Genomic DNA, 25090 nt, shown 5'->3' with positions numbered 1-25090 from the left:
GGCGTGATCAAGGGAGCGCGGAAGCACCGAGTCGAGGCCGTGTGCGGATTCGTACTGAAATGCCGTCGACCACGTCAGCGGTAGCTGTCCGCGTACCGATCGTGGCGCTGGAACCAGGCCATGTCGCCCTCGTTGCGGCCGCGGGGGGCGCGGTCGAGCCATTGCCACATGTTCCACAGGACGTCGAGGCCACGCGCATGGGCGGAATACGTGTGGAACACGGCGCCGCCCTCGATGGCGAACGCGCTCATGCCGGGACCTTCGAACGGCAGGTTGGCCGGATCGACCTGCCAGCCCTCGAGGGCGCGGAAGTTGTAGGACTGCTTGCCGGTGGCGACGGACTCCTCGGTGAACGAGGCGTTGAAGTCGACGTTGAAGTCACTCGGCGCGGACGACGCCCATGGGAAGCTCCACTGCATCCGGTCCCGGTAGGCGAGCAGCTTCTCCAGCGGGGCCAGGGAGACGGCGGTGAACGCGACGTCGTGGTTCTGCAGGTGTAGGTGCGTCTGATTGAAGCTGTCGGCGCAGCTCGAGCAACTGGGGCAGCCCTCGTCCCAGTGCGGCGCGTACATGAAGTGATACACAATCAGTTGCGACCGGCCGCGAAACAGCTCGGCGAGGGTGGCCGCGCCACCCTCGGTGTCGAAGCGATAGTCCTTCTCGACCCGAACCCACGGCAGCTCCAGGCGGCGTCGCCGCAGCTCGTCGGTGCGCCGGGTGAGCTCCTTCTCGGCGTCGAGCAGATCGAGGCGTTCCTTCAGCCACTGTTCGCGGGTTGCGGTGCGGTGCTCGGTCATCGTCTCGCTCCTGTTCTGAGGAGAGGTCAGTTCGGTGCGTCGATACCCGCGTTGCCACCGGGGGCGGCGATCGCGAGCCGGGAGAGGTAGTGGTCCCACCCCTTGGTGTGGTCGGAAACCGCGTCCTCGGGCAGCCCGCTGTGGGTGAGCCGCACGCGGGTCTTGTCGCCCTCGGGGCGTAGGGAAATCTCGATGGTCGTGGAGCCGGGCGGGATCGGGTGGCCCGGCTCGTCCCAGCCGAAGGTGAAGACCACCTTTTCCAGTGGCACCACCTCGAGGTACTCACCCACGCCCGGGTGTTGGCCCTGGATGAGCACCCGGTGCACGCCGCCGGGGCGGGCGTCGATCTCGGCGATCGTGCCGCACCACTCGGCGTGCCGTGCCGAGTCGGTGAGGAACGGCCAGATCGTCTCCGGGGAGGCGGCGATCATGATTTCGCGTACCAGCTCGGCCATCAGTTGCTGCCCTTCGTCTGTCGCTTGCGGTCTTCCGCGGCCTCGGCGACATTGCGCAATCGCTCGAGGCCGGAGGTCCAGAAGTCATCGAGGAACGCCCGCAGGTCGGCCATCGTGTCGGTGTTCGCCCGATAGAGCCGACGGGTGCCGTCGCGCCGTTCGGCCACGAGATCGGCCTCCTTGAGCAGCGTCAGGTGCTGCGAGATCGCGGGGCGGGTGACGTCGGGAAATTGATCGGCGATGTCACCGGCCGCCAGCTCCTGCGACCACACCAGGCGGAGGATCTCCCGGCGGCGGGGTACGGCCAGGGCCTTGAGTGCGGCGTCCATGCATTGAACGTTAGAATATACTTACGTAAGTGTCAACTAACTAAAGGAGATCAGGGTGTGGCGGACCCGCCGCGGCGTCACTACTTGTGGCTGGTGTTCTCCCGGCTCTCCAGCCCCACGGCATCGCGCAGCTCCACCAGGTCCTGGTGGAGCTTGGCGTTGTCGTGCATCTGCGCCATCTGCTCCATGAAGTCCGCCAGCCCGTCGGCGATGGCATTCAGCTTGTGCTGGGTGGCCTGATCGGAACGTGTCTGGCTGTTCTGCAGCAGGGCCACCAACAGGAAAGTGACGATGGTCGTCGTGGTGTTGATCTGCAGTTGGTAGGCGCTGTCCTGGAAGGCGCTGATCCCGCCGCCGTCGGCAATCTTGACGATGCCCTCGACCAACCAGGCGATCACCAGACCGATGCAGAAGATGAAGAACGGCGCGCGGCTGGCCAACGTCGCCATCAGGCCGGCGAACCGATCGAACACCCCGATCCGGCTGGACACGTCGCTGGGCATCAGCGCGATCGGTGGCTTGGCATTGGGGTCGTGCTGCGGTCGCGTCATGGTGCCCCTCGTGGTGTTGTTCTAGAGGATGTCCGGCCACGAAGATCTCGAGGCGAGCACCACCATGCCGTTTACGGCGCGACCGTTCCGCAGGGGTGCCTGTCCCGCGATGATCAGGCGTTCCCGCGGCAGTTGTGTTGCATGCGGAATTGGTCGCGTGACGTCTGACATCCGGCGGCGGCGAATCCCGCGCGGTCGCGAGCGGGTGAATTTCGGCGACCAGCAGTATTCGGCCGGCAACGCTGGGCGACGTTTCCGGTCGATTTCGGTAACCCGGGTGATTGCTGCACGTTTACTGACGTATCACAACGAGATAAATGGTGCGACTTAAATCGTGAGTCGTCGGCACATGATTGTCATATTACGAACAGTTGAATCAGCCCGCCGTGTCTCGGCATGCGGACGCGCCCGGGCCCCGTTTGCGCGTGCGGGCGCATCCGCGATGGCGTCGCGACGCGCATGAGGAGATGGCAAAACGCCCATGTGGGGGCCCATGCGACCTCGGCCGCCGGGCGCGGCAAATCTCAAATGTTCGGCTTTGCAGAGCGATCTGCAGCCCTTTACAAAAATGACATTTTGAGAAGTTGATCAAGGTCTCTTTACGAGCCCATTACTTGACGTAACGCATTCATCGCCTTGTATGTTGATCTTGGAACGGTGATCGGAAACCCACTCGCCGCCATTTTTGCCGCAAAACACGATGGCCTTTTCGTGACGCGGATGCCGTTCATGAACAAATGACTAATTTCTGCTGACGGCTGCGCCGCCGTGGCGCTAATCGACCCCCGACGCGAGGACTCCCGAGCACCAGGGGCCCTTCCTTCTTCGGTACGTGATGCCGATCGCACTGGCACCTGCAAGGGGATGGGCATGCGCTTACGGAGGGCCTGGACCGACACCATCATCGGCATCACCCCGTTCGCCCTGCCGGACGCGGGTCTGGCGACAGCACTGTGTGCAGCCGGCACCCTCGGTGTACTCGACCTCGGGACCGGTGACCGGTCCGGACGAGAGGCACTGGCTCGCCTGGCTGCGGACGTCCGTGGCCCGTACGGCGTGCGGGTCGCGCCCGGTTGTGTGCTGACCGCCGCCGACCTGTGCACCGGCGACGGTGCATCGCCCGACACCGTCGTACTGGCCGCGCTGCAGGTGCCCGGCTGGGATGTCGGGCAACTGGGCGGCCGCCGGCGCGTGCTGGTCGAGGTAACTGAGCTGACCGAGGCGCGCGATGCGGTCGCGGCCGGCGCGGACGGGCTCATCGTGCGGGGCGCCGACAGTGGTGGACGGGTCGGGGAACTGAGCACGTTCGTGCTGCTGCAACAGTTGCTCGCCACACCGCAGATCACCGTCCCGGTCTGGGCCGCCGGGGGCATCGGGCCGCGCACCGCGGCTGCCGTGGTGGCCGTCGGCGCGGCCGGGGTGGTGCTGGACAGCCAGTTGGCGCTGCTGGCCGAATCGTCGGTCCCCGGCGAGGTCGCGGCTCTGGTGCGGCGCATGGACGGGTCGGAGACCGTGGTGGTGGACGGGCGTCGGGTGTTACGCGGCCGCGCCGGCCGTGGCGGTGCGGGCATCGAACTGCCGGTGGGTCAGGACGGGTCGCTTGCCGCGATGTTCGCCGACCGGTGGGGCACCGTGACGCGTGCGGTGCACGCCGTGCAGGAATCAATCTCGAACCTGATGCAGGCGGCGGCAGTTCCGGGCGCGCCGACCGATTGGCTCGGTCCGGCGGCACCGTTGTGCCGAGTGCTGCGCAGCCCACTGCCGCTGGCCCAGGGACCGATGACTCGAGTCAGTGACCAGCCGCGGTTCGCCGCCGCGGTGGCCGCCGGGGGCGCGCTCCCGTTCGTGGCGTTGGCCCTGGCCGGGCCCGAACAGACCCGGGCGATGCTTGCGCAGACCGCGGCCGAGGTCGGGAACGCGCCCTGGGGTGTCGGCGTGCTCGGCTTCGCCCCGGAAGACGTGCGCAGCGCCCAACTGGCCGAGGTGCGCGCCGCCCGTCCGACCCACGCGATCATCGCGGGCGGTCGCCCGTCGCAGGCGCGCGCGTTGGAGGACGTTGGCATCACCACGTTCCTGCACGTGCCCTCGCCGGGTCTGCTGCAGCAGTTCCTCGCCGATGGGGCACGCCGCTTCATCTTCGAGGGCGCCGAGTGCGGTGGCCACATCGGTCCGCGGCACAGCTTCGCGCTGTGGGAGACGCAACTGGCCGTCCTGGAGGACTTCCTGGCCACCGCGAAGGGCACTGAGCGGGTCGAGGTGCTGTTTGCCGGAGGCATCCATGACGAGCGGTCGGCCGCGCTGGTCGCCGCGATGGCCGCGCCGTTGGCACCGCGCACGGCGGATGGCGGTGGGTTGCTGGCGGGCTGCCTGATGGGGACCTCCTACCTGTTCACCGCCGAGGCGGTGTCCTGCGGCGCCGTGCTCCCGGAGTTCCAGCGGCAGGCGCTGCGCGCGCAGGCGACGGCGCTGCTGCAGACGGCGCCGGGGCACGTCACCCGGTGTGTGCCGAGCGCGTTCACCGCCGAGTTCGAGGCGCAGCGCGAGGATTTGCGGGCCGCCGGGGTGGCCGAGCGGGAGATCTGGGAGCGCCTGGAGAACCTCAATCTCGGGCGGCTGCGCATCGCCAGCAAGGGCCTGGAACGGGTCGGCGATGACCTGGTGGACATCGACGAGGACGGGCAGATCACCCGCGGCATGTTCATGGCGGGTCAGGTGACGGTCCTGCGTGACGACGTCACCACGATCGCCGACCTGCACGCCGCGGTCAGCACCGGTGCCGCCGAACTTCTCATCGCCCAAGCACTGACGCACCGTCAGGATCGCGACACAGCGGTGGATGAGGCCGCTGCGGCGCCCCTGGACATCGCCGTGGTCGGCATGGCCTGCGTCTTCCCACAATCGCCGGATCTGGCCGCGTTCTGGGCCAACATCGTCGCCGGTGTCGATGCGGTGACCGAGGTGCCGCCCGAGCGTTGGGACCCGGCGATCTACTGGTCCGCGGACGGCGCTTCGGGCACCACCCCGTCGAAGTGGGGCGGCTTCCTCTCACCCGTGCCCTTCGACGCATTGAGCTACGGGATCCCGCCGACCGCACTCGGCAGCATCGAGCCGGTCCAATTGCTCTCCCTCGAGGTCGCTCGCCGGGCCCTGCTCGACGCCGGCTACGACCCGCTGGGGCAGGGCGCCGGCCGGGCCTTCGATCGCGCCCGCACCAGCGTGATCTTCGGTGCCGAAGCGGGCAGCGACCTGGCCGGCGCGGGAATGGTGGGATCACTGCTGCCCGGCTACCTCGGTGGCGTTCCGGACGGGATCGCGGCGCAGTTGCCGGTCGTCACCGAGGACACGTTCCCGGGCACGCTGTCCAACGTCATCGCCGGGCGGATCGCCAACCGGCTCGACCTCGGCGGGTCGAACTTCACGGTGGACGCGGCCTGCGCCTCGTCGCTGGCGGCGCTGGACGTGGCCTGCAGTCAGCTCGTCGCGGGGACCGCGGACATGGTGCTGTGCGGGGGTGCCGACCTGCACAACGGGATCGCCGATTACCTGCTCTTCGCCTCCGTGCAGGCGCTGTCGCCCACCGGACGCTCGCGGGCCTTTGACTCCGGTGCCGATGGCATCGCGCTCGGGGAGGGTGCGGCCTGCCTGGTGCTCAAGCGCCTGGTGGACGCGGAACGTGACGGCGACCGCATCTACGCGGTGGTGGCCGGAGTCGGCAGTGCAAGTGATGGACGGTCACTGGGTCTGACCGCGCCCCGCCCCGAGGGCCAACGGGCGGCGCTGGAACGCGCGTATCGCAGCGCCGGCATCGGGCCGGCCGACGTCGGGTTACTCGAGGCTCACGGCACCGGCACCGTGGTCGGCGACCGCACAGAGCTGACCACGCTGACCGAACTATTCACCGGGGCGGGAGCGGCACCGGGCAGTTGCGCGCTCGGGTCGGTCAAATCGCAGATCGGCCACACCAAGTGTGCCGCCGGCCTGGCCGGGACGATCAAGGTCGCGCTGGCGTTGCACACCGGCGTCAAGCCGCCAACGCTGCACCTCACCAGGCCGAACCCCGCCTGGGAGCCGGCGACCAGCCCGTTCGCCTTCCACACCGAGGCCCGCCCATGGGTGGCGCGCGGGGCGCAACGTGTCGCCGGGATCAGCTCGTTCGGCTTCGGCGGCACCAACTTCCATGCCGTGCTGCGGGCCCACGAGAGTCCGGCCCCGAGGCACGGACAGCACCAGTGGCCCGCCGAGTTGTTCCTGTTCCGCGGCGCGGACTCCGCCCGGGCTCGAGGCGGCGTGACCGAACTGCTACGGCTGGCCGAACTCGAGCCAAACCCCTGGCGCCTGCGCGACCTCGCGCTGGCGGCGGCGCACCGGGCCGAAGCCGGGCACGGGCCGGTCCAGATCGCGATCGTCGCCGCGGACGTCGCGGAACTCGTCGTGCTGCTGCACGGCGCCCTGGCAACGGATCCCGCACCGTCCGCAGGGCTGCACCTGGCCGACTCCGACCCGGCCGATGTCCTAACTGAGGGCAGATCAGATTCCTCCCGCGTGGCGTTCGTGTTTCCGGGGCAGGGCAGCCAGCGGGTCGGAATGTTCGCCGAGTTGTTCGCGGCCTTCCCGGCATTGCAGCGGTACCTGCAGTGGGGTGCGGAGTACGCCGAGGTGCTGTTTCCCGCGGCGACATTCACGCCGGAAGCCACCGCGGCGGCGCGGGCGCGAGTGGTGGACACCCGGATTGCCCAACCCGTCCTGGGCATGGTTGGCCTGGCCGCTGCCGACCTGCTGGCGATGGCCGGCGTGTATCCCGATCTGCTCGCCGGGCACAGCTACGGCGAACTGGTCGCGCTGTGTGCGGCCGGCGTGCTGGCGGCCGAGGACCTGCCGTTGCTCAGCCACGAACGCGGCCGGGTGATTCTCCAGGCGGTCGGCGAGGGCGCCGACCCCGGCGCGATGGCCGCGGTGACCGCCGGTGCCGCCGAGGTCGAGGCCGTGCTGGCCGCCGCCGGACTGTGCGGGCAGGTTGTCGCGGCGAATCTCAATGCCCCGCGGCAAACCGTGATCTCCGGTGGCACGGACGAGGTCGAGCGGGCGATCGGGGAACTGGCCGCGGCCGGCTTCTCGGTCAAGCGGATCCCGGTCGCGTGCGCGTTCCACAGTCCCGTCGTGGCCGATGCGGGCTCCTTGTTCGCCCACGTGCTGGCCACCCGCGAGATCCGCTCCCCGGAATTGCCGGTGTTCGCCAACCGCACCGCCGCGGTATACCCGGCGGACCCCGCGCACATTCGGACCGAGCTCGCGGCCCAGCTCGTGTCGCCGGTGCGATTCGTGGACCAGATCGAGGCCATGTACGCGGCGGGCGCTCGGGTGTTCGTCGAGGCGGGGCCCGGTGCGGTACTCACCCGCTGCGTATCGGCCGTGCTCGGCGACCGACCCCACCGGGCCATTGCGCTGGAGGACCGGCGGGATGGCATCGCCGGTTTTCTCGATGCGCTGGCCGCACTGGCCGTCTGCGGCGTCGACGTCGACCCCGGACGCCTGCTACGCGGGCGCGACGCCGTTGACGCCGCCACCGCGCCGGTTTCGCGTCACCCCGGCTGGACCGTGGACGGGCAGCTCGTCCGTACCGCGAACGGCAACTACTTGCCCGGTGCGTTGGCGCCGACCCACATGATCAAGGAGCCATTGGTGGCAACGCCGGCGGATGGGTACTCGTTCCAAGCCGCGACGGACGCGTTGATCGCGGACTTCCTGCGAGCGGGTCGAGAGATGTTGGCCGCGCAGCGTGACGTTCTGCTGGCTCGCCTGGGTTCTGACGGATCGTTCGTCCCGCGGGCCGCCACGGCTCCGCTGTCCGGCCCGGCACTGGCGGCGCCCGCACCCGTCATGTCGCCGGCCTCCGTCGCGGCGTCGGGCATCGTGCCGATCGTCGTCGAGTCGCCGACCGTCGAGACGCTCGATCACGACGCGGTGCTGCGCATCGTCATCGAGATCGTCGCAGAGCGCACCGGCTACCCCCCCGAGATGATCGAACCGGAGCTCGACCTGGAGAGCGATCTGTCGATCGACTCCATCAAACGCACGGAGATTGTGGGTCTGCTGGCCCAGCGACTCGCCGGTGGCGGCCGAGCCGGTCTGGATGCACTCAGTGATGCAGAGCTCGAGGAGCTGTCCCGGGCCCGCACCGCACTCGCGGTCACCGATTGGCTCACCGCTCGGCTGGTCGGCCCGCCGGCCGCCGAATCGGTGCCGGTGGCGCAGCCGGGGATCACCGGACACCCGCCGGTCCGCCTGGTGCACGTCGAGACCCCGCTGTCCGCGGGCGCGGCCGACATCGCCACCCTGGCCGGAACGCGGGTCCTCGTCCTGGGCGGAGCCGCCGTCGCGGGCGACGTCGCCGCCCGGCTGAGCGGTCACGGCGTCGAGGTGCTCCTGCGTGAGGCGACCCATGAGGCCGGCGCGGCCGACGACTCGATCGACGGTGTGCTGCTGCTCGACCCGCTCTGCGACGAGGGCCCGGATGTCCTGCCGACCTGCGTGCCCGCCCTGCAGGCCGCGTTGCGCGCTCGTCCTCGCCTACTGTTCGCGGTCCGCCCGGCCGTGGACGGGCTTGCGGCCTCCTCCGGACGGGCCGATGGCCTGCGCGGGCTCGTGCGCAGTCTGGCCCGCGAATACCCGGACATGCTCGTGCGGCTGATCGAGGTCGACGACACCGCGGGCGAGAGCGTCGCCAACGCTGTCGTCGCGGAGTTGCTGGCCGAGGATCGCGAGCCCGTGGTGCTGCGCGGCGCTGTGGGTCGCCGTGGCCTGGCCCTGGTGGAATCCGATCTCGGCGTCCTGGCGCACACCGGCGCCGGACCGGCCGGAGAGGGGGCGTCGGAGGCTGCGGCCCTGGGCCTGGATCGGGACGCGGTCGTCCTGCTCGTCGGCGGTGCCCGGGGCATCACCGCCCGGTTCGCCGCGCTGCTCGCCGCCACGTCGGGGTGCCGGCTGGAGCTGCTGGGCCGTACCCCGCTGCCCACCGAGCCCGAGGACTCGGACACCGCCGCGGCGCTGGATCGGACCCAATTGCGCGCCGTGCTCGCCCACCGGGGACTCCCGATGTCAGAGATCGACGCATTCGCGGGTGCCCTGCTGGCGGCCCGAGAGGTGACCGCCACGCTCGCCGAGCTGACCGTGCTGGGTTCAGCGGCGCACTACCGCGCGGTGGACGCCGCGGACCCGACGGCGCTGAGCCGCGCCGCCAAGGAAGTACACGCCGCGTACGGACGACTGGACGGCGTGGTGTTCGCGGCGGGCGTCATCGAGGACAAGCTGTTCGCCGAGAAGGACGCCCGCTCGTTCGCGCGGGTGTTCGCCACCAAGGCGGACGGAGCACGCGCGCTGCTGGACACGTTGGGCGAGCTGCCCGACGGCCCGCGCTTCACCGTCCTGTTCGGCAGCGTCGCCGGCGCATTGGGCAACCGCGGCCAGGTCGACTACGCCGCGGCCAACGACGCCCTGGAGTCCCTTGGCGCGCGCTGGTCGCGGCGAACCGGAGGCCGGTGCTTGACCGTGCACTGGGGCCCGTGGTCGCCCTGCGGAATCCACGGGGGCATGGTGTCCGCCGAACTCGCCCGGGACTACACGCGCCGCGGGATCCGCCTGATCGATGCCGAGGCCGGCACGCGCGCCCTGCTGCGCGAACTCGCCTGGGGACCCGAGGCGCTGCGCTCGGTCGTCTACACCGCGTCGGGCTGGTGATGGGCGCCGTCGGCGGTGGACGGCCGGACGGTGTCGCCATCGTCGGGATGGCCGTGCTGCTGCCCGGTGCCCCCGATCTGGACACCTATTGGCGCAACCTGGTGGCGGGCATCGACGCCATCGCCGAGGTCCCCGAGCACCGGTGGGATCCGGCGTACTACGACCCGTCCGCGGCGAACGCGACCGGCCCGGCGGCACCGGACCGGATCTACTGCCGCCGAGGTGGGTTCGTCGACGAATACGCCGTGGTGGAACCCACTCGATTCGGGATCATGCCCAGTTCGGTGTCCGCGATCGAACCGGATCAGCTGATCGCGTTGCACGTGGCCGAGGCGGCGATCGCCGATGCCGGCGGACCGGACCGGCTGCCCGACCGCGACCGCGTCGGCGTGATCCTGGGCCGGGGTGGATATCTGACACCCGGTCTGGTCCGGCTGGACCAGCGGGTGCGCACCGTGCACCAGATGCTGCGCACCCTCGGCCAGCTGGCACCGCAGCTCGGGGCCGAGCAGCTCGGCGCCATCCGCGACGCCTTCGTGGCCCAGCTGGGCCCGGATCGTCCCGAGTCCGCCATCGGGCTGGTGCCCAATCTGGCGGCGTCGCGGATCGCGAATCGTCTGGACCTGCGCGGTCCGGCCAGCACCGTCGACGCGGCGTGCGCCTCCTCGCTGGTGGCGGTGGATGCGGCCGTGGCGGAGCTGATCCGGGGACGCTGCGACGTCATGCTGGCGGGCGGCGTGCACCACTGCCACGACATCACGATGTGGAGCGTGTTCACGCAGCTGGGCGCGCTGTCGGCGAGCCAGCGGATCCGGCCGTTCCACCGCGATGCCGACGGTGTGCTCATGGGCGAGGGCACCGGCGTCGTGGTCCTCAAGCGGCTGGCCGATGCCGAGCGCGACGGTGACCGCGTGTACGCGGTGATCCGCGGCACGGGCGTGGCCAGCGACGGGCGGACGGCGGCGCTGGCCAACCCCGACCCCGGCGGGCAGACCCGGGCCGTGCGGGCGGCCTGGGCGGCAGCGGGCCTGGATCCCACCGCGCCCGGCTCGATCGGTCTGCTCGAGGCCCACGGCACCGGGACGCCGGTCGGCGATGCCGCGGAACTGACGACCCTTCAGGAAGTGTTCGGCGGACCGGAGGGAGATCGGGCACGCGCCGTGCTCGGCTCGGTCAAGTCGATGATCGGGCACACCATGCCGGCCGCCGGCGTGGCCTCGTTGGTCAAGGCGGCGTTGGCCGTCCACCATGGCGTCCTGCTGCCGACGCTGCACTGCGACCAACCGCATCCGGCACTGGCCGGCACCCGGTTCCGCACCATCTCTGCGGCCGCACCCTGGGAGTCCGACGGCCCGCGCCGCGCCGGCGTGAACGCCTTCGGCTTCGGCGGCATCAACGCGCACGTCGTGCTGGAGCAGGCCCCCGGGGCCGCCACGCCCGCCTGGTCCGGGACGGGGTCCACCCCGAGCCAACGGGTCCGGATCAATGAGCCGGAGCGGGTGCTGCGCCTGGCGGCGTCCGCGCCGGACGCGCTCGCCCGGATGCTCGACGCCCCCGACGCCGAGGTGGTGGCGGCCGGCCTGTCCGACGATGTCCGCAACGCCCCGCCGTGTCGGCTCGGCATTGTCGAGCCGACCGAGAAGCGGCTCGCGCTTGCCCGCTGGGCGGTCGAACGCGGCCAGGCCTGGCGCGGCCGCAGCGACGTCTGGTTTTCCCCGGAGCCGTTGCTCGGCCCGGGCCGGGGCCGGGTGGCGTTCCTGTTTCCCGGCCTGGAGGACACGTTCGCGCCGCGGGTGGCCGATGTGTCGGCACACTTGCGGTTGCCCGCGGCAGAGCTGTTCGAGGGCGCCGACATCGTCGGTGACGTGGGTCGGCACATGGTCGGGGTGATGACCGTCGGCCGTCTGCTGGACAGCGCGCTGCGCCGGATCGCGATCGTCCCGGATGCCGTCGCCGGCCACAGCGTCGGTGAGTGGAGCGCCATGGTTGCCGGCGGCCTCTACTGCGCGGAGGACCTCGACAACTTCCTGGCCGGCTACGACCCGGATGCGGTCCAGGTGCCCGGCCTGGCCTACGCCGCCGTGGGCGCGAGCGCGGAACTCGTGCTCGACGAACTTGCCCTGTCGGCGTCCTCCCCGACCGGGACCCGGATCGTTCTCTCCCACGACAACGCCCCGCAGCAGACAATCGTGTGCGGGCCCAACGACGAGGTGGACGCGTTCGTCCTGGCGATGCGGGCCCGCGGCGTGCTCGGGCAGGTCCTGCCGTTCCGGTCCGGATTCCACACCCCGATGCTGGAGCCGTATCTGGAGTCGATCCGGCGCAGCGCGAATCTCTTCGGCATCCACCCGGCGAGCATTCCGGTCTGGTCGGCCACCACGGCGGCCGAATTCCCCGCCGACGCCGCGGCCGTGCGTGCTCTGCACACGCGCCATCTGCTGGAACCGGTGCGCTTCCGCCCGCTGCTGCAGGCCATGTACGCCGCGGGCTTCCGGGCCTTCGTGCAGGTCGGGGTTGGCCAGTTGACGGGGTTGGTCGCCGATACCCTGCGGGAGCAGGACCACTTGACCATCGCGGCGGCATCCGCGCGGCGCGAAGGCCTGGCGCAGCTCCGACTGGCGGCCACAGCGTTGTGGGCCGGCGGTGCCGACGTCGACCTGACTGCCCTGGCTCCCACCCGGAACCGGGCGCCAAGCGTGCGGCTGAACTTGGGCGGCTCGTTGGTTTCGTTGAACTCCGAGCAACTGCCCGGCCTGCAGGCCGGGATGGGGGCGCATGCACCGGCGGCCGCGCGGACGGAACTGCGCGAACTCGCCGAACATTTCCCGGCGGTGGCCGAGTTCGAGGCGCTGATCGGGGAGGCCGAGCGCTCCGCGCTGGCGCTGCTCACGGCGGGCCGCGATGCGCTCGCTGCACGCCGCGAGGTCCCATCGAACCTGACCCCACCTCAGGTGACGGCACCACCGGGACGGCCCGTGCAATGGCCGGCCCCCTCGCATGCGGTGTTGCCGGTTTCCCTGGAGTCCATGCCCTATCTGGCGGACCACTGCTTCTTCAGCCAGCGTCCGGGCTGGCCCGATGCCTCCGATCGGTTCCCGGTCATCCCGGCGACCACAATCGTGGAGCATCTGGCCGATGCTGCCCGGGCGACCAACCCCGGTGGCGTGGTGGTGGCGCTGCACGACCTGCGGTTCGAGCGGTGGGTACCGGTGATCCCGGCAAGCAGCATCGACGTCGGCCTCGAGCCGACCGCGGACGGTCGGTTGGCGGCGACCTTCGGCGGTTGCGCCCGGGGCACGGTGGAACTGGCCGGGGCCTACCCACCCCCGCCCGACCCGTGGCTGATCGATCCCGCCGAGGAACCACCGCCGCTGACGGCGGCTCAGATGTATGCGCGGCGCTGGATGTTCCACGGGCCCGCGTTCCAGGCGGTCAGTGCCCTCTCGGCGATCGGTCCGGCGCACATCCGCGGGGTCATCACCGCACCCGCGGCGCCGGGGGCACTGCTGGACAACGTCGGGCAGATCCTGGGTTGCTGGATCATGGCGCGTGGGGTCGACCGCACCCTGGTCTTCCCGATCGGCATGCGCGCGATTCGGTTCCACGCCCCGGCCCCGGCGCCCGGCGTCCAGGTGAGCTGCCACATCCGGATCGTCGAGTGTTCCGAGGAGACGTTGGCCGCCGACGTGCAGCTGTGCGTGCCCGGACCCGGCGGGCGCGACGTGGTGTGGGCGGAAGTGTCGGGCTGGCGCGACCGACGGTTCGACTCGGACGCGGCGTCGTTGCCGGTGGAGCGCTGCGTGGAACGCAACGCGCACGGCACCGTGCAGCCCGACGGCTGGGTGCTGATGGTCGATCACTCTGCGGATCTGGCCACCCGGGACATCGTGATGCGGCGGTACTTGAGCGCGGCCGAACGGCAGTTGGCCGAACGGCAGCCGCCACGTCGGCGCCGGGGTTGGGTGCTGGGGCGGTTGGCCGTCAAGGACGCGGTGCGGCACCTGCTGTGGGCGGATGGTGAGGGCCCGCTCTGGCCGGCGGAGATCTTCGTGGGTAACGACGAAAACGGCAAGCCGCGGGTCAGCGGGATGCACGGTCGGGTTTTGCCCGGCCTGGAGGTCTCGGTGGCGCATTGCGCCGACACGGCCGTCGCGGTCGCCCGGCCCGCCGCGGGCTTCGGGGTGGGCATCGACATAGAGCAGGTGTCGGAGCGTCCACCGGGCACGGTGGAGTTCGCACTCGCGCCCGCGGAGCGCGACGTATTGGCGGCCTGCCTGGCCACCGGTGATTCGCCCGAGGTGTGGTTCACCCGCTTCTGGGCGGCGAAGGAGGCCGTCGCGAAGGCGCGCGGGACCGGACTGCAGGGCCGGCCGCGGGACTTCGCCGTCGTGTCCGCGCAGACACGACAGATCTGGGTGACCGTGGCTGACGAAGGCTCAGAAAAGCCGGCCACGTACTGCGTGGACATCAGCTGCATCACCAGCCGGTCCGGATTGCCGCCACGTACCTACGTGGTGGCGCTGGCCGCCGACGGACCCATCACGGCCGAGCTCAGCCCCGGCCACCATCGCGAGAGGACGGTTTCAGCATGACCGCGACCACCACCATGAACCCCACCACCGTGAACCCCACCATCGAGCAGGTTCTCGCCGAGATCGCGGACATGCTCGCGGCCGTGCTTGCCGATATCGGCCCGCATTGCGCGGACATCACCATGGACACGTCGTTCAACGACGACCTCGAGTTGGAGAGCATCGACATGGTCTCTCTCGCGGTCATGCTCAACGCTCGCTGGGGCGAGCGGGTCAACTTCGCCGAGTTCGTCGCCGGGAAGCACCTGGACGAATTGATTGCGCTCACGGTGGGGGAGCTCGTCTACCACGTGGTTGATGGTCTGACGGTGACCCAGGCGCGTTTGCGGTGACGTTCCACGACGTCGCCGGGCTGCGTTTTCATGTGGAGCGTCTCGGGCCGCTCGATCGGCCGCCGGCGGCCACCGTGGTGCTGGTGCACGGTTTCCCGGCCGACACCTTGGCCACCTACTACTTCACGGTGGCCCCCGCGCTGGCGGAGGCCGGCCTTGACGTCGTCATGTACGACCAGCGTGGTCATGGCCGCACCACTCGGCCGGGGTCGGGTTACCAACTGGAGCGCTTCGTCGAGGACCTGCCGGCCCTGCTCGACGAACTCGGCATCGCCGGCCCGGTGCACCTGGTGGGCAACTGCTTCGGCGGCATGGTCGCGTTCGGCATGGCCGTCCTGCATCCGGATCGGGTGGCGAGCATTTTCGCCATCGAATCGGAACCGGCCACGCCGGATTGGGCCACCCGGGTGGCCCCCAGCCTGGAGCACGGGAGGACCGACCCGGACTGGGAGGCGTCCATCGCCTCGATCAGTGCGCAGCACGGTTCGCACATGGGCCGCCTCGCCCTGCGGGCGTCCCGCATGCTGCGTACCACGGCGCTGGTCGACGACATGCTGGCCAGCCGCCTGCTGCTGGAACCGACCGAATTCTGGCGCATTCGTTGCCCGGTGTTCGCCGTCTACGCCGCCGATTCCGACCTCGTCGACCTGGCCGATCAGATGGTGGACGCGTTGCCCGACTGTCGCACGGCCGTGCTGGCGGATCAGGACCACTTCGTGCTCTCCGGCGCCCCGGAGCAGATCAGCACGCTCATCCTGAGCTGGCTGGCCGAGCAGGGCGTCGCCGTCACGCGGCCGGCCGGGCCCGGGCTGCGAGCCGCCTCATGAGCCGGTTCCTGATCGTGGTGCCGCCGCTGGTCGGGCACATCAACCCGACGGTCGGCGTGGCCGCGGAACTCGCGGCGCGCGGGCACCGGGTGGCCTGGGCCGGCCAGTACGAGATCATCGCCCGGCTCGCGGGTCCGAGTGCCGAAATCTTCGACTGCGCGGTGCCGCGGGATGCCTGCGGGGCACCGGTCGGTCGCCCACCGGGCCTGCGGGGCCCGGCCGCCCTGCAGTTCCTGTGGGAACAGTTCTTGATTCCGCTCGGCGAAACGATGGTGCCGGGTGTGCGCACCGCGGTGGCGCAGTTCCGGCCGGACGTCGTGATCGTCGACCAACAAACCGTGGCGGGCGCGCTGGTGGCCGAGCAGCTGGGCATCCCGTGGGTGACGTCCGCGACGACCTCAGCGGAATTGATCGCGGCCCGCGACGGCAGGCCACTGGTCGAAGCCTGGGTGAGCGACCTGTTGGGCACCTTGCGGCACCGGATGGGCGTCCCGCCGGGCGGCGCCGACCTGCGGTTCTCCCCGCACCTGATCATCGCCTTCACCACCCCGGAGCTCTCCGGTTGCGCGGTCTCGCCGGGTGGACCGATCCGCTTCGTGGGTCCGTCGATCGCGGCCCGACCGGGTTACGGGCAATTCCCCGTCGAACGCCTCGACGCCGCACGCAGGCTGGTGCTGGTCAGCCTGGGCACGGTCAACACCGACGCGGGATCGGCGTTCCTGACGGCCGCTCACACCGCTCTCACCGACCGCGTCGACCGGCTGCAGGGCGTCATCGTCGACCCCGGCAACTTGCTCGCGGGTGGGACGGTGACCGACGGCGTCCTGGTGCTGCCCGCGGTGCCGCAGGTGGAGTTGTTGCCCCGGTGCTCCGCGGTGGTCTGTCACGCCGGGCACAACACCGTGTGCGAGGCGCTGTGGCACGGCGTTCCCCTCGTGGTGGCGCCGATCGTGGACGACCAGCCGACGGTGGCCGGTCAGGTGGTCACCGCGGGGGCCGGCACCCGGGTGCGATTCGGGCGGATCACCGCCCAGCGACTGGGCGAGGCCATCGACCTGGTGCTGGACGACCCGATGTACCGCAAGTGTGCCGAGTACGTGGGGGACTCCTTCCGGGCCGCCGGTGGCGCCGCCACCGCCGCCGATCACATGGAGGTGTTGGCGTGAACACCCTTCGCCGAACGTTCCGGCGGTGCAACCCGCCGCCCACGCGTGAGCAGAAGATCGCACTGGTCGTCGGTGCGCTCGTCGGCCTGCTGGGCACGCTGGTGTGGCTGCAGCTCGATCGACCGTCGTGGTGGGTCTCCCGGTGGGCCATCGGGGTCGGCCTGGCGGTGGCCGCGCTCGCTGCGTTCACCGCGCCTCGCGGCGGTCGGTGGCGCCGGCTCGGGGTGAGCTGCCGATTTGCGGGTGCGGCCAATGCCGCCATGTGGACGACCGCCGCCGTAGCGGCCGTCGAACGGGGCGAACACCGATCGGGACACCTCGCACTGGGCGCGGTGTTTTTGCTGTGCACCCTGGTCCCGGTGCTGATGACCGGTCAGCACGCAGCGGACAGCGGGGCCGGGGCAATCGTGGCGCCCCCGCGCGCAGCCCGACGATTGTCGGGGCTCGACTCCGCCTTCCATTCCGGGGAGTACTCCGGCACGACCGCGAATTGTTTTGCGGTGCTGCGGTTGCGGCCGTACGTCGCCGCGGACGGATCGTCGGCCCTGCTCGATGTTCAGCAGCTGCGCCACCACGTCGCGCAGCGGCTGGACGCCCTGCCTGCCTTCCGGTGGCGGGTGGTGGGCGTTCCGTTCGGACTCGGCCGTCCGGTGTACGTCGACGATCCCGAGTTCGACATCACCCATCACGTGGAGGAACACACCCTCGCCGCCCCCGGCACGGCGGCACTGCTCGACGCCTACTGCGCCGAGCAAACCGGGCGTTACCTGGACCGGCGGCGGCCACTGTGGCGGTTGACCCTGGTCCACGGCCTGGCGGATGGTCGGCAGGCCGCCGTACTGACTGTCCATCACTGCGTCACCGACGGTTTCGCGCTGCTGAATACACTGCAGATTCTGGTCAGCGATGTCGGGGCCGAGCCGGTGGAAACAGCCGAGCCGGAGCCCCTACCGAGTACGGGCCGGCTGCTCATCGAGGGTCTGGCAGACCAGGCCAGGACGGTGTGCCGGCTGCCCGCTCTGGTGCGCGCCACGCGGACCAGCTCGGCCACGGCGAAGGCAGCGATCGCAGCCTCCCCGGTCGCCCTGCCGAGCGGTCGAGACACCGCGATGTGCCGGCCCTACCGACCATTCACCGGCCGAAAGACCTTCGCCAGTTCCACATTGCGCAGCGCCGATTTGATCCGGATCAAGGACGCGGCCGGGGTCACCACCAACGACGTCGTGCTCGCGCTCGTCGGCGGGGCGATGCGGGGCTATCTGTCCGCGCGGGACAGCCTGCCCACACCCTCACTGGTGGCGAACGTGCCGGTGGGCCTGGACCGGGCGAATGCGCCACGTCGTACTTTCGGTAACCGGGTCGGGTTCCTGAAGGCCACGCTGGCCACCGATCTCACCGACCCGTGGCAGCGATTGATCACGATCGGTGCCGTCACCGCTCGGGCGAAACGTGTGCTGGTCGTCCGGGGCCCGCACTTGCTCGACGAATGGCTGGACCAGATTCCGCCGTGGGTGATCCTTTCGCTGCAGCGGTACAAACGGCGTCGGATGCGCCACGATCGCCAGAAGACCGAGCGCAAGTGGAACCTCATCGTGTCCCACGTCCGTGAGCAGCGCCCGATGGGTGCGCTGGCCGGATCGCAAGTCGAGACCGTGCACTTCAGCGGGCCGGCCGACGAGGGCGGCACGATCATCAACTTCGTGGTCGCCGGTCACGGGGACCGAGTCTTCCTCACCATCCTGTGCGTTGAGGCCGCAGTGCCGCAGCCCCGTGAGCTCATCGACGGCATGCACCGGGCACTCGACGAGCTGCTCTCCCTCGCGAACGAGCGGGCGGCGGCCGCCACCCACACAGTTGGGGAACTGACGGGGCGTCGGTGATCGAGGTCAGCGGTCTGACCAAACGCTACGGGGACACCACGGTGGTGGACGACCTGTCGTTCACGGTTGCGCCCGGCGTGGTGACCGGGTTCCTGGGCCCGAACGGCGCCGGGAAGTCGACCACCATGCGGATGATCGCGGCCCTGGACCGGCCGAGCTCGGGCTCGGTGCGGGTCAACGGGAAGACTTACCGCCGTGCCGCCGTGCCGATGGCCGAACTCGGCGTGCTGCTGGAAGCCCGGGCGGTGCACGCCGCCCGTCCGGCCTTCCACCACTTGCTCGCCCTCGCTCAGACCAACGGCATCGGTCGACGTCGGGTCGGGGAGGTCCTGGACTTGGTGGGGTTGGCCGGGGTGACGCGCCGCCGCGCCGGGGAGTTCTCGCTGGGCATGGGTCAGCGGCTCGGCATCGCCGCTGCGCTGTTGGGCGATCCGGCGACGGTGATGCTCGACGAACCGGTGAACGGCCTGGACCCCGAGGGCATCCGCTGGGTCCGTGCCCTGCTACGGCACCTGGCCGCGCAGGGCCGGACCGTTTTCCTCTCCTCCCACCTGCTCTCGGAGATGGCGCTGACCGCGCAGCGGTTGATCGTGATCGGCCGCGGTCGGCTGATTGCGGACACCACCGTCGAGGAGTTCATCGCCACTGCCGCGCCGGCGCATGTGCGCGTGTGCACCCCCGAGGCAGACCGCCTGACGATGGTCCTGGCCGGGCCCCGGGTGGAGATCAGCGCTCCGGTCCCGGGCGTGCTGACGGTGCGTGGGCACAGCGCCGAGCGAATCGGTGATCTGGCCTGGGAGCACCGCATTCGGATCAACGAACTGTGCGTTGATCGCATGTCGCTGGAGGAGGCCTTTCTCGGACTGACCAGGGATTCGGTGGAGTTCCGATCAGCGGAAGTGGGTGCGGCATGACCCGATACCTGTTTGTCGTGCCGCCGCGGGTCGGCCACATCAATCCGGCCGTCGGGGTGGCCGCTGAGCTGACCGCGCGCGGCCACCAGGTCGCCTGGGCGGGCATGCCGGAGATCGTCGGGGCGCTGGCCGGCCGTACCGCGCAGATCTACCCCTGCGCGCTGCCCCGCGGCAGGCACGGCGAGCCGTTCGCACGCCCGGCGATGTGCGAGCTGGCCGCGTTGCAGTTCCTGTGGGAGGACTTCCTGATCCCGCTCGGCGAGGTGATGGCGCCGGACGTGCTCGCGGCGGTCGAGGAATTCCGGCCGGACGTACTGGTCGTCGACCAGCAGGCCGTGGCCGGCGCGCTGATCGCCGAACGGCTCGGCATCCCGTGGGTCACCTTCGCGACAACGTCGGCGGAATTCACCGGGGCCCTGGACGGCATGCCGTTGTTGGACGCCTGGTTGAACGAACGCTTCGACAATCTCCGGTCGCGTACGGGTGATCCGCTCGGCGGAAAGGACCCGCGGTTCTCCCCGCATCTGATTCTCGCGTTCACCACCCCGGAGCTGACCGGCCCGGTGTCGGCACCGTCCGGCCCCATCTGCTTCGTGGGCCCGTCGATCCATCCTCCTCCCGCGTTCGGGGACTTCCCCTGGGAGTGGCTCGATGACCGCAAACTGGTGCTGGTCAGCATCGGCGCGGCCGACGCCGACGCCGGGGCCGTGTTCCTGGCCGCCGTCCGCGGCGCGCTGCGGGATCGGCGGGACCGACTGCAGGGGATCATCGTCGACCCGGCAGACCTCCTCGAGAACGCCGTGTCGACCTCATCGGTCCTTGTGCTGCCGGTTGTCCCGCAACTGGAACTGCTGCCGTGGTGCGCGGCGGTGGTATGCAATGCGAGCCACAACCCCGTTTGCCAGGCGCTCTGGTACGGCGTGCCGCTGGTGGTGGCGCCGATCCGGGACGACCAACCCGTGGTCGCGAACCAGGTGGTTGCCGCCGGCGCGGGCATCCGGGTGCCCTTCGACCGCATCACCCCCGAGCGATTGGGCGAGGCCCTGGACCTGGTGCTGAACGACCCCCTGCACCGCAAGGCCGCGCAGTATGTCGGGGACGCATTCCGGGCCGCCGGGGGCGCCGCTGCCGCCGCGCAGTACATCGAGTCCGTGGCATGAAAGCCCCGTGATGAGCGGGCTTCCGGCCGGACTGTCGGGTGATCCGTCGCGGTCGCGCAACCGGATCCTTGGCTGGTACGGCGCGGCGTTGGTCAGCGCGGCCACCGTGCTGTTGGCCGCGGGTCCGCGGGCCGGTGCCTGGTCGGCCTATGCGCTGCTGTGCGAGGTGATCGGGGTCGGCGCCGTACTGCGAGCCCGGGTCGTTCGCGTTCCGGGCCCGGCGCGGCTGGATGGTCTGCGGGCCGCAGTGGGCGCATCCGCGCACCGCCGGCGGACGACCCTGGCCGCAGCGGTGCGGAGGAGGTCGTCCGCCGCGCCCCGACTCGGTCCGACACAAGCGCGGGCGATGCGCGCGGAGTGCACGAAGTTCCTGTCGCTGCGCTCGAACGGGATCGTGCCGTTGCTGACCGTGGTGGTGGTTGCCGGGTCGGCCTTCTCGGTTGCGGCGACCACGAAAGCCCCGCCGGACGGGTGGGGGTTCCTCGGCTTCAACCCCGGCATCGACCTGTTGCTCGGGGTCTGGCTGTCGCCACTCCCGCTGGGCGTACTCGGGGTGTTGGTGATCAGCGCGGACTACGCGACCGGGCTGATGAGGTCTGCGTTGATCGTTCTGCCGACCCGGATGCCCGTGCTATGGGCGAAGCTGACCGTGGTGGTGGTCGCGGTGACCGCGATTGCCCTGATCGCGCTACCGGCCGGCGTGTTCCTCGGCGTCGGCGAGTTGCGCAGCCGGGGCTGGACGATCGAGCTGACCGATCCGCGTCCGTGGACGACGGCGTGCTGGGCGACGATGTACATGGTGCTCGTGGGGGTGATCGGGCTGAGCCTGGGCGCTCTGCTGCGCGGCACCGCAGCCGCCATCAGCGCTCTGGTCGCAATGTTCTACGGGGTGCCGACGCTGATCCTCCTGGTGCCCGGGTCGGGTGCCCGGTGGTTCGCGCCCTATCTACCGGCGGCCGCCGGCGAGGCCATGTGGGGCCACCCGCTCGGTTGGCACATCGCTTCGCGCGCCGTTGCCCTCGGGGTCTTCCTCACCTGGGCTGGTTTCCTGTTCGGCGCGGCCTCGTTGCGTTTTCTTCGCCACGACGTCTGATCCGTCTGCTCTTCCAGCGCTCAGCCCGTGGGAATCCGGTGGCCGTCGACAACCTGGCCGGCGAGGTCGCTGAGCCGGATGGAGGAGCTTCGCGCGTGATTACGCAGGTTGTTGAACGCCTCGGCCGGGCTGATCCCGTTCCGCTCGGCGAGCACACCCTTGGCCTGTTCGATGATCGTGCGGGTGTTCAGTGCGGTCTGCAGCTGGGTGAGCAGCACGTCCTGCCGGCGGCCGAGATCAACCTGAATAATCCCGATGGTGGCAACGTCGGCCAACGCCTGTGCCAGCAGCACGTCGGAGTTCAATAGCGCACCGGGATCAACGTGGAACAAGTTCAACGCACCGACGACCTCGGTACGCAGCCGCATGGGCAGGGCATGCACAGCGCGGAACCCACTGGCCACCGCCGCGGGGGCGAACTGGGGCCATCGATCCCCGGCCGCGGCCAGGTCGAGCTCGGTGACCGGGTTCCCGGTTTGATAACACTCCAGGCACGGTCCCTGATCGTTCTGCAACTGGAACAGCTCCAACAGGCGGGCTTCCTCGGTGGTCGAGGCCATTACCTGCAACCGGCCCCGCGGGTCGGCCAGCACCAGCCCCACCGCCGATACGTCGAGCAGCTCGGCGCAGCGCTCCACCAATGTGTAGAGGAAATCGAGCAGGTCGAACTCGTCGACCAGGGTGTCGGCGAGCTCGACAAAGGTCTCGGCGAGGCGTTCGGTGTTCACTGGCCTACCTCCGTCTGCTCGCTCGCCGGCCCTTTGGCTGCGACGAGCGGTGCTGGGTTCCATGATTGGCGTCCAATAGCTCGTCGTGTCCTCAGGGGGGCAGGTCGTCGGAAGAGGCGTCGAGTTCGTCGTCGAGGCGCACCGCGCGGGATACCACGTCGCGGGCCAACCCGAACAGCAACCGACCCTCGCTGAATGCCCGCGCACGCAACCGCAGCAGTGCGGTGGGCATGTCCACACCGAGTTGCACCGACACCATGCCGGTGGCCTGGTGAATCTCGGGATGATCGTTCGGCTCCCGGACCGCGGCGGTCGGGTTGTAGAAGGAGTCCAGTAGCAATTCCAGCGCGATCGCCGCGAACCCGATCGCGTCGGCCACCCCGGCCGCGTCCAGGCCGCCGACCCGATCCAGGTAGACGGCGAGGACCCCGAACCGGGCCACCCCGATGCGCATCGGTAGTGCACACATCGACAGGACCCCGGCCTCGACTGCTCCCGGCGCGAACAACGGCCAGCGCAGCTGCTCGGCCCGGGTGGCCAGATCGGGCACCAGCAAGGGCCCGGCGCCGGCCAATGCCTCCAAGCAGGGGCCTTGCCCGACGGTGATCTGCAGGTCCTCACCCACCAGGGCCAACGCACCCGTATGGGCGATGGTCTCGCTGCCCAACCCCACGTTGGGCACGGCCACCGCGACCGCGCTCACCTGCAGGTGCGCCACCGCGGCGCGGCACAGCACGCCCGGGCCGACGGGCAACTGTTGTTCGTCCGCGACCCGGGTAATCAGCGTCCACAGCGCCGACAAACGCGCCGAGCCACTGATGCCCTCGGGAGGCTCCCTGCCGTGCGGCGACGGACTCACATCAGGTCGCCGACGGCGCCCATGACGTTCCTCCTTCTGATGCGAGCCGTTCGGGCCGGTCGATCGAGCCTGCCCGACCAGGGGCGAGCCAACCGTTGTCCCAACCCACACCCCTCGACTACGGGTCCCGCCGGTGCTGACCCTGATCCGACCCGGCGATCCCACGGATCTGCAACCCGAGCCACTGCCGGATCGGTATGAAACCTTGCTGGGTCCGGCCCGCTGACCTGCGCCGATCACCGCACGTTTGCACGGGGCATGGACGTCGGTCAGACTGAGGAAGGCTCAAGGCGCGGGCGCTGCCGCCAACGCCGTCTGCTTGCTTTCGACTCCCGACTCTGGTGAGCCCTCGGCCGCGGTGGCGGCACCGCAGACGTCTCTGTCTGTGGCGCAGGCCACTCATGTCGAGGAACAAACCTTCTATGGAACGGCAGCGCCGGCGGATGAGCGATGAGCGGGTCTGCGTGGCCGATGCGCGCGATCGGCTCGCCGATGAGCGGGACCGGCTCGCCGATGAGCGGGATCGCGAGGCCGACGTCCTCGAGGAGGATCTGCTCGGCGCGCTGGACCAGGTGGGCCAACGGTTGGTGCAGGGCCTGGCCGAGAACCGGGTGGACCGGACCCGACACCGCACTCGGCAAGCCGAACACGCCGACCTGACCGAACGCGTCGGCGGCACCGACATCGCCGGCGACACCGGGGATGCCTGGCACGCCGAGCGCCGGGACTTCCTCGCCGATGACCGCGAGGAGCGCGCTGACCTGCGCGAGACCTTGGGCGATGCACGCGAACAGTCGGCGGATGAACGCGAACGTTTGCTGTCCGCCGTCGCCGGCGCGGGGCAAGCCGCCGGCTCAGGTGCGGCCGGTGGGCGGCAATCCGCGTCCGCCGCACGGTCGCGAGCCGCCGATGCGCGCGCGGCGGCTGCCCGGTCCCGTGCCGCGCTCCCGGTGGCCCGGCCGTTGACCGAGGCCTTCATGGCGATCTCGGAGGCGTTGAGCGGGCCGCCCGGCCTGGACCACGCGTTCGAGCAGGCTGTGGTCCAGGCCCGCCGGCTGGTCCCCGGCGCGACCTCGGTGAGCCTTTGCACATTGGACGGAGCAGTGGCCCGCACCGCGGCGGCCACCGACCGCATCGCGGCCGAGCTGGACCAGGTGCAGTACACCAGCGGGCAAGGGCCGTGCCTGCAGGCCATCACGACCTACGAGACGGTGAGCAGCGCGGACCTGGGCGCGGAGAGCGCATGGCCGGCCTTCACGGCCGCAGCGGCGACCGCCGCGGTGCGCAGCGTGCTCTCCACGCCCACCCCCCGCGGCCCGTCAGGGTCCGGTGCGGCCGCCTCGATCAACCACTACAGCGACACCGTCGCCGCCTTCGACGAGGAGGACATCCAGATCGCGACGTTGCTGGCCGCTCATCTGGCCGCCGTGCTGGTGGTGGCCGCCGCCGCGAACTCCGAGATCCAGCACCTCGGTCAGGCCATTGCGGCCCGCGACGTGATCGGGCAGGCCAAGGGCATTCTGATGGAGCGTCATCGGCTGGATGCCGCCCAGGCCTTCGAGGTGCTGCGCATCGCCTCCACCCGGCTGAACCGCAAGCTGCGCGACCTGGCCGACGAAGTCGCCTTCACCGGCGTCCTGCCCGGCACGCCCCTGGACCCGCCGGGCTGAGTA

16 protein-coding genes are annotated in these 25090 nt (G+C 70.5%); 10 read left to right on the top strand and 6 right to left on the bottom strand.

What is annotated here, in order from left to right:
• Window positions 1–74 precede the first annotated feature (74 nt).
• From VGJ14_17510 to VGJ14_17495, 4 genes are all read right to left on the bottom strand, one after another.
• Window positions 75–797, bottom strand: coding sequence for a DUF899 family protein (locus VGJ14_17510; protein HEY2834226.1), 723 nt, complete (start codon window positions 795–797; stop codon window positions 75–77).
• A 26-nt stretch (window positions 798–823) separates the two neighbouring features.
• Window positions 824–1252 (bottom strand): SRPBCC family protein, encoded by a 429-nt coding sequence (locus tag VGJ14_17505; protein ID HEY2834225.1) that lies wholly within the window; start codon window positions 1250–1252, stop codon window positions 824–826.
• Window positions 1252–1581 carry a metalloregulator ArsR/SmtB family transcription factor gene (locus tag VGJ14_17500; protein ID HEY2834224.1) on the bottom strand — a complete coding sequence of 110 codons (330 nt, stop codon included), beginning with the start codon at window positions 1579–1581 and terminating at the stop codon, window positions 1252–1254. Before VGJ14_17500 ends, VGJ14_17505 begins: the two co-directional genes overlap by 1 nt.
• 80 nt (window positions 1582–1661) lie before the next feature.
• Window positions 1662–2132, bottom strand: coding sequence for a low affinity iron permease family protein (locus VGJ14_17495; protein ID HEY2834223.1), 471 nt, complete (start codon window positions 2130–2132; stop codon window positions 1662–1664).
• 870 nt (window positions 2133–3002) lie between these two features.
• Here VGJ14_17495 and VGJ14_17490 point away from each other — a divergent pair.
• Genes VGJ14_17490 through VGJ14_17450 form a run of 9 tightly spaced genes read left to right on the top strand, consistent with a single transcriptional unit; the run spans window position 3003 to window position 21830 of the window.
• Window positions 3003–9866 carry an SDR family NAD(P)-dependent oxidoreductase gene (locus tag VGJ14_17490; GenBank protein HEY2834222.1) on the top strand — a complete coding sequence of 2288 codons (6864 nt, stop codon included), beginning with the start codon at window positions 3003–3005 and terminating at the stop codon, window positions 9864–9866.
• The gene (locus VGJ14_17485) at window positions 9866–14458 is read left to right on the top strand and encodes a beta-ketoacyl synthase N-terminal-like domain-containing protein (protein ID HEY2834221.1); all 4593 of its coding nucleotides are present in this window, start codon (window positions 9866–9868) and stop codon (window positions 14456–14458) included. Before VGJ14_17490 ends, VGJ14_17485 begins: the two co-directional genes overlap by 1 nt.
• Complete coding sequence (locus VGJ14_17480; GenBank protein HEY2834220.1) at window positions 14455–14790, top strand: phosphopantetheine-binding protein; 336 nt, start codon at window positions 14455–14457, stop codon at window positions 14788–14790. Before VGJ14_17485 ends, VGJ14_17480 begins: the two co-directional genes overlap by 4 nt.
• Window positions 14787–15617 carry an alpha/beta hydrolase gene (locus VGJ14_17475; GenBank protein HEY2834219.1) on the top strand — a complete coding sequence of 277 codons (831 nt, stop codon included), beginning with the start codon at window positions 14787–14789 and terminating at the stop codon, window positions 15615–15617. The genes VGJ14_17480 and VGJ14_17475 overlap by 4 nt, the downstream gene beginning before the upstream one ends.
• Window positions 15614–16783: a glycosyltransferase gene (locus VGJ14_17470; GenBank protein HEY2834218.1), complete on the top strand. Its 1170-nt coding sequence runs from the start codon at window positions 15614–15616 to the stop codon at window positions 16781–16783. The genes VGJ14_17475 and VGJ14_17470 overlap by 4 nt, the downstream gene beginning before the upstream one ends.
• Window positions 16780–18663, top strand: coding sequence for a wax ester/triacylglycerol synthase domain-containing protein (locus tag VGJ14_17465; GenBank protein HEY2834217.1), 1884 nt, complete (start codon window positions 16780–16782; stop codon window positions 18661–18663). The genes VGJ14_17470 and VGJ14_17465 overlap by 4 nt, the downstream gene beginning before the upstream one ends.
• Window positions 18660–19577, top strand: coding sequence for an ATP-binding cassette domain-containing protein (locus VGJ14_17460; GenBank protein HEY2834216.1), 918 nt, complete (start codon window positions 18660–18662; stop codon window positions 19575–19577). Before VGJ14_17465 ends, VGJ14_17460 begins: the two co-directional genes overlap by 4 nt.
• Window positions 19574–20737, top strand: coding sequence for a nucleotide disphospho-sugar-binding domain-containing protein (locus VGJ14_17455; GenBank protein ID HEY2834215.1), 1164 nt, complete (start codon window positions 19574–19576; stop codon window positions 20735–20737). The genes VGJ14_17460 and VGJ14_17455 overlap by 4 nt, the downstream gene beginning before the upstream one ends.
• 10 nt (window positions 20738–20747) lie before the next feature.
• A complete protein-coding gene (locus VGJ14_17450; protein ID HEY2834214.1) occupies window positions 20748–21830 on the top strand; it encodes a hypothetical protein in 1083 nt (360 codons plus the stop codon).
• A 20-nt stretch (window positions 21831–21850) separates the two neighbouring features.
• Here VGJ14_17450 and VGJ14_17445 read toward each other — a convergent pair whose 3' ends face one another.
• Together VGJ14_17445 and VGJ14_17440 are read right to left on the bottom strand one after the other, a co-directional pair.
• Window positions 21851–22558: a GAF and ANTAR domain-containing protein gene (locus tag VGJ14_17445; GenBank protein ID HEY2834213.1), complete on the bottom strand. Its 708-nt coding sequence runs from the start codon at window positions 22556–22558 to the stop codon at window positions 21851–21853.
• A 91-nt stretch (window positions 22559–22649) separates the two neighbouring features.
• The gene (locus VGJ14_17440; protein HEY2834212.1) at window positions 22650–23417 is read right to left on the bottom strand and encodes a GAF and ANTAR domain-containing protein; all 768 of its coding nucleotides are present in this window, start codon (window positions 23415–23417) and stop codon (window positions 22650–22652) included.
• Window positions 23418–23860: 443 nt separating this feature from the next.
• Between VGJ14_17440 and VGJ14_17435 the strand changes: the two genes are divergently transcribed.
• Window positions 23861–25087 carry an ANTAR domain-containing protein gene (locus tag VGJ14_17435; GenBank protein ID HEY2834211.1) on the top strand — a complete coding sequence of 409 codons (1227 nt, stop codon included), beginning with the start codon at window positions 23861–23863 and terminating at the stop codon, window positions 25085–25087.
• Window positions 25088–25090: the final 3 nt, after the last annotated feature.

The organism is Sporichthyaceae bacterium (assembly GCA_036493475.1).
Lineage (GTDB): Bacteria > Actinomycetota > Actinomycetes > Sporichthyales > Sporichthyaceae > DASQPJ01.
Note: the sequence above shows the minus strand (reverse complement) of the source record. Positions and strands in the feature narration are given on the sequence as shown.